Below are 5,549 nucleotides of genomic sequence, written 5' to 3'. Positions count from 1 at the left end.
GAAGCTGGCGCTCACCGCCTGCATCCGGCGCCTGCTCACGATCCTCAACGCGATGCTCAAGACGCAGCAGCGGTGGCAGCCCGGACTGGCCACCACCGCTTGACTTTCAACACAGCTACTCCGTGTTCAAGGCTCTTGAACTTGCAGTTGTCCCAGTACGCCGCAGCAGCTACTCGCGTTCGAGCCCTATTCGCCCCGCGCATACCCGCGCAGCCGCTCCAGCATGCGCGTGTCCATCACCTCGGGCTCGTCACCCTTGGGCGTCTCGATGACTTTGGCGATACGGCGCAGGCGGTCGTCGGTCATGATGCGACGAAAGGCTCCTTCGCCGATGGCGCCTTCGCCGATCAGCTCATGGCGATCCTTGCGCGAGCCGAACGGCGCCTTGGAGTCGTTGAGGTGCATCATCCCCAACCGTTCAAAGCCGATCGTGTCGCCAAAGCGTTTCCAGACGTCATCGTAGGCGTTCACCAGGTCATAGCCGGCCGCGAAGATGTGCGCCGTGTCGACGCAGACTCCCACGCGACCGCGCACCGACGCATCGATCGACGCCAGCAGGAGCGCCATCTCCTCGAAGTTCGCCCCGATCGCCGTCCCGCTCCCCGCCGTCGTCTCCAGCAGCAGCGTGACATTGCCCGGGACGACCTCGAGCGCAATGCTGATGGCCTCGGCGTTGCGAGCGATCCCGCTCGAGCGGTCGTCCATGAAGTTCCCGGGGTGCGACACCAGGTACTTCAGCTGCAAGGTCTCGCACCGCCTGAGTTCCGACACGAACGAGATCAGAGACCGGTGCCAGAGCACCGGATCGGGCGACCCCAGGTTGATGAGATACGAATCGTGGGCATTGGCCACCACGACCGCCGTCTCGGCCAGCGTCGCGAGGTAGGTCGCGCGAGCATCCGGCGATATCGCCGGCTCCTTCCACTGGTTCGCTTGTTTCGTGAACAGTTGCATCGCCGTCGCCGCAATCGCCTTCGCGCGCGGCACCGCCGATGCGACCCCGCCCGCCGTCGACACGTGCGCGCCTAACGGGCCAATGTCCGGGAAGGGAGACGGGGAGGGGGAGGGGGAGGGCCGAGATTCTTTCGGCATGCGCAAGAGCGATGGCGCGTCGTGGGGAGGGACTGGAGCAGAAGGGAGCGGACGAGAACTTTACCGAGACACACGCCCCCTAGAAACCCGCGCCTCACCCATGCCCCGCCGCCTCCCATCCCCCCACGCGCGCCACCCCCCCCGCGCGCACTCCCGTCTCCCTTTTCGCCCTACCGCCCCGCCCTCATCGCCAGCCACGCCAGCGGATCTGTCGCCCGCCCCTTGGGACGTATCTCGAGATGCAGGTGCGGATCCATCTCCGGATCGGCGCGACCCACGGCGCCCAGCGTCTCGCCCTTCGACAGCTTGTCGCCCTTGCGCACGTCGGCGCGCGACAGGGACCCGTAAACGGAGTAGTCGCCGCCGCCGTGCTGCACGATCACTGTGAGCCCGTACGTCCCGATCGGGTCGGCCACCATCACCTCGCCAGCCGCAATCGCCTTCACCGCCGTCCCCTGCGCGGCGCGAATGCCGATCCCGTTCCAGCGAATCGTCGTGTTGTTCGGGTTGATCACCCGCCCGAACCGATAGATGATCTCGCCCTCCACCGGCCAGTCGAGCTTCCCGAAGTCCGCCGTCTTGAGCGTGCTCGTGGTCGGCGCCGGCGCGTTGGGGCGCGACTCGTTGCGCCGGCGTGCCTCCTCCAGCGACGCCAGGAGCTGCGACAGCCGCTGTTCGTCGCGCTGGATGCGCGCCAGGCGATCCTGGATCTGCTTCTGCGACGCTTGCACCTGCTCCAGGTTGCGCGAGCGCACGCCTTCCAGCGAGCGCAGTCGCTGCTCCTCGAGCGACTTCTCCTCGCGGTTGCGGCGCAGCTCGTCCTGCAGCTTGAGCAACAGCGCGCGTTGCTGCTCGATCTCGCGGTACAGCAGCTCGACGCGATGCACCACGGCGCGGTCGTGGAGCGCCAGCTCGTGCAGGTACTTGTAGCGCCCCACGAGTTCGCCGAACGTGCGCGCCGACAGCAGCGCCTCGGTGGTGTACAGCGGCCCGCGCTTGTAGATGTCGACCACGCGACGCTTGAGCGTTCCACGCCGCGTCTGCACCTCGCCCTCGGCCCGCGTGAGCGACCGCGTGGCCGAATCGACGTCCGACGTGATCGAGACGAGCTGCGCGTCGAGCGAGCGCACCAGGCGTCCCGTCACCTCCGCCTGCCGATGGAGGTTCTGCGCCTCGTCCCGCAGGTCGTGCGCTTTTCCCTGCAGCTCCTGCAGGCGCGACTGAAGGTCCGCACGCTCACGACGGATGGCGTCGAGCTCCTCGCGCTGTTGCCGCAACCGCTGCTCGGCACTCTGCGCCCGCAGCACGCCAGGCGCCCCCGTGACCAGGAGCGCCGCGCACGCCGCCAGCTGCATCCATCGCCTCACGTGACGCGGCGAATCTGGCGCCCGACCGAGAGCGCACTTCCCAGGACGCCAATCACCGCGCCACCCAGCAACCCCAGCAGCGCCAACCGCGTGCCGAAGAACTCGGTGCGGATGAAGTAGCGCGAGATCAGCGATGCGGCGATCCACGTGAGCGCCAGCGCCAGCACCCCGCCCAGCACCCCCTTCACGAAGCCCTCGATGAGGAAGGGGCGACGAATGAAGCCGTCCGTCGCCCCCACCAGGCGCATGATCGAGATCTCTCGCGCGCGCGCCATCACCGCCATGCGGATCGTCGCCCCGATGACGATGATCGAGACCGCGGCAAAGGCCAGCCCGAGGATGATCCCCGCCGCCGTGGCGACGTTGCGGATGCTGTAGAGCTTTTGCACCCACTCCTCGCCAAAGCGCACGTCATCCACGATCGGTTGTGCCTTCACCGTGTCGGCGATCCGCTTTACCGAGTTGGGGTCGCGGAAGCCGTCACGCAGGCGGATGTCGAGCGAGGCCGGGAGGAAGCCGTTCTCGAAGACGTCGCGGAACTCCCCCAGCTCCTTGCGCGCCCGCTCGAGCGCCTGCTCCGGCGTCACGTACTCCACGCGCGCCACCTCGGGCATGGCCCCGATGTCGCCCATCGCCAGGGCAATCGCCTCGGCGGAGGTGGAGTCCGCGAGGAAGGCCCGGATCTCCACGCGGCTCTCGAGCGCGCTCAGCGTGTGGCGGATGTTGAGCGCCACCAGCGAGAACAGCCCGAAGGCAAACAACGAAAAGGCGATCGTCGTGATGCTCAGCGCGCTCAGGAGCGGCGCACGCCGGAAGCCCAGCATCGCCTCGCGGACGGCCAGCTTCATGGCGCCACTCCGCGCGCCACGCCGCGCGCCACTCCGCGCGTCACTCCGCGCGCCGCGTCGCCGCCGCCTGACCGGTGCCGCGCGCTCATGGCGTCAGCTCCGGCGCGCGGCGCTTCTCGTCGGCGCTGTCGAACACCACCTGCCCGCGGTTGATCTCCAGTACGCGCAGCTCTGCGCGCTTCACCAGTTCGAGGTTGTGCGTCGCCATCACCACCGCCGTTCCCGCCGCGTGGATCTCCCGCAGCAACTGGAACACGCCGCGCGTGGCGCGATCGTCGAGGTTCCCCGTCGGTTCGTCGGCCACGAGGACGAACGGGTCGTTGGCAAGGGCGCGCGCAATGGCGACGCGCTGTTGCTCGCCGCCGCTCAGCTCGCGGGGAAAGTTCGTCGACTTGGAGGCGAGCCCCACCTGCGTGAGCAGGCGCGACACCTTCGGGTGGATCTTCTCCTGCGCCGTCCCGATCACCTCGAGGGCGAAGGCAACGTTCTGCTCCACCGTGCGGTCCTCCAGCAGGCGAAAGTCCTGGAAGACGACGCCCAGCTTGCGCCGCAGAAGCGGAATGTCCTTGCGCGACACTCCCTTCGAGCGTGTTCCGCTCACCCACACGTCGCCGCGGGTCGGGAGTTCGTCGAAGTAGATCAGCTTGAGGATCGTGCTCTTGCCGGCGCCACTCGGCCCCGTGAGGAAGACGAACTCTCCCTTGTTCACGGTGAACGAGACGTCGTTGAGCGCGACGCCGGTGCGCGGATACTCTTTGGAAACGGAGGCGAATCGGATCACGGGGCCATAAGCTAGCAACCGTGAAGTAGGACGACCGAGGGGCGCCCGGCGTCAGTTCCCGATCGAGCGCGTCATGGCCGAGGCCGCCCGCGCTCCGGGTGTACGAGTCGCACCACTTCCGAGACTGCGATCCCCGCGATGTCGCGCACCGCCACACCACCGCGCGGGAGCGTGGCGTCGAGCGCGACCGTGGCCAGCTCCTGCCGTCGCGGCCCCTCGACCCAGACGAGGTCTCCCTCGTTGAGGAGGCGCGCGGCGGCGTCGTCGGGGCGGAGCTTCACCAGCGGGCCACGATCGGCGTCGCCGCGTCGCGTGGCCCAGAAGCCGACCACCTGCAGGGGAGGGCTGGAGGCGAGACTCACGGCGTCCCTCGCGATCGGGAGCGTGCGCCGGCGCGCACGCTACAGGGCAAGCGAGAGCGAGACGTAGCCGTCGTCGCGGCGCATAACGAGTCGGCGCGCCGAGAGGTGGTCGAGGACGCGGGAGGTCGTCCCGGCGGGGGCGCCGAGTTCCACTTCCACCTCCTGCGCCTTGACCCGCCCGTGACGGTTCACCACCTGCCACGCGCGGCGCGCGCCGTCGTCGAGCGTTCCCACGAGTTGCAGGCTCCCGTCCTCGCCTTCGACGATCACCGCCAGGTCGTAGCGCTCGAGCACCGCCTCGATGGCCTCGAGGTGGCCGTCATGCACGCCGCGGATGAGGAAGTATCGCTGCGGCTGCTCGGTGAGGTTCTGGTAGTAGTCCAGGAGCTTCCCGACCACTTCGTCGGCACAGGAGAAGTCGAGCATCTTCACCTGGGCAAAGTCGATGACGGTGACGTTAGGCTCTGGGAGTTCCGCGAGCGCTGCCTCGATCGCCTGGCGCACGGCGACCCCGGTGGGGCGCGTGACCAGGTTCGTGTACAGGTCGCATACCGTCTTGCGAAGGACGGAGCTGACGTTGATGTGGTAGATCACTTCTGGGGTACCCGTTCCGGAATCGTGATCTGGACTTGTGCCCCAGGAAGGGGAGACAGGTGTTCGCGCATCGGGAGGTCGTCGTCCCATGGGGGAACGAGCGAGATGCGCGCCGTGCCGCTTCGCACGGAGAGTTTCCCGTCCCACCGCCCCACGTATCGGCGGACCCCGGCGAGCCCTTGCCCTCGTCCCGGATCACGGAATCGACTCACGCCACGAATCACCGCTTCTTCGAGCGCCATGCCGTCGTCCCACCGGTCGCTCAGCTTTCGCCCGGGCGCGCTTTCCAGCGAGCGACGGAAGCCGATGCCGGCGTCACAGACGGCGATGACCACCACGCGCCGCCCCAGTCGCTGGCGATAGCGGTACGTCTGCACTGCCACCCACCCCATGGTCTGCGCGTGTTCCACGATGTTCTGGCAAACTTCGGAAAGCGTCATGGCAAAGCGCATCGTCGCCATCGGGTCGAGGTTCAACTCGTTGACGAGGATCTGCTGTGCCTTGG

8 protein-coding genes are annotated in these 5,549 nt (G+C 68.0%); 1 reads left to right on the top strand and 7 read right to left on the bottom strand.

Annotated features, from left to right (window positions below; all coding sequences use genetic code 11):
* Positions 1–103 (top strand): IS110 family transposase (locus tag IT359_16530; protein MCC6930596.1); only part of this gene is annotated, 103 nt, incomplete at its 5' end.
* A gap of 83 nt (positions 104–186) precedes the next feature.
* Here IT359_16530 and IT359_16525 read toward each other — a convergent pair.
* The 7 genes from IT359_16525 to IT359_16495 form a co-directional block, all read right to left on the bottom strand.
* Positions 187–1,092, bottom strand: a complete 906-nt coding sequence (locus IT359_16525) for a deoxyribonuclease IV (GenBank protein MCC6930595.1) — start codon at positions 1,090–1,092, stop codon at positions 187–189.
* 170 nt (positions 1,093–1,262) lie between these two features.
* Positions 1,263–2,447, bottom strand: a complete 1,185-nt coding sequence (locus IT359_16520) for a peptidoglycan DD-metalloendopeptidase family protein (protein ID MCC6930594.1) — start codon at positions 2,445–2,447, stop codon at positions 1,263–1,265.
* Positions 2,448–2,455: 8 nt separating this feature from the next.
* Positions 2,456–3,307 (bottom strand): ABC transporter permease, encoded by an 852-nt coding sequence (locus IT359_16515; GenBank protein MCC6930593.1) that lies wholly within the window; start codon positions 3,305–3,307, stop codon positions 2,456–2,458.
* A gap of 85 nt (positions 3,308–3,392) precedes the next feature.
* Positions 3,393–4,088, bottom strand: coding sequence for a cell division ATP-binding protein FtsE (gene ftsE / locus IT359_16510; GenBank protein MCC6930592.1), 696 nt, complete (start codon positions 4,086–4,088; stop codon positions 3,393–3,395).
* Positions 4,089–4,159: 71 nt separating this feature from the next.
* Positions 4,160–4,450: a hypothetical protein gene (locus IT359_16505; protein MCC6930591.1), complete on the bottom strand. Its 291-nt coding sequence runs from the start codon at positions 4,448–4,450 to the stop codon at positions 4,160–4,162.
* 39 nt (positions 4,451–4,489) lie between these two features.
* Positions 4,490–5,044, bottom strand: coding sequence for a hypothetical protein (locus tag IT359_16500; protein ID MCC6930590.1), 555 nt, complete (start codon positions 5,042–5,044; stop codon positions 4,490–4,492).
* Positions 5,041–5,549: ATP-binding protein (locus IT359_16495; protein ID MCC6930589.1), on the bottom strand; the 509-nt coding region annotated here is incomplete at its 5' end. The genes IT359_16500 and IT359_16495, both read right to left, overlap by 4 nt.

Source organism: Gemmatimonadaceae bacterium, assembly GCA_020852815.1.
In the GTDB taxonomy this organism is placed as follows: Bacteria; Gemmatimonadota; Gemmatimonadetes; order Gemmatimonadales; family Gemmatimonadaceae; genus SCN-70-22.
This window is presented reverse-complemented; position numbering and strand designations above follow the sequence as displayed.

Bases quoted from the DNA above. Each gene is read 5' to 3' on its own strand.
- IT359_16525 (MCC6930595.1), bottom strand. From the start codon at position 1,092: ATGCCGAAAGAATCTCGGCCCTCCCCCTCCCCCTCCCCGTCTCCCTTC.
- IT359_16520 (MCC6930594.1), bottom strand. From the start codon at position 2,447: ATGCAGCTGGCGGCGTGCGCGGCGCTCCTGGTCACGGGGGCGCCTGGC.
- IT359_16515 (MCC6930593.1), bottom strand. From the start codon at position 3,307: ATGAAGCTGGCCGTCCGCGAGGCGATGCTGGGCTTCCGGCGTGCGCCG.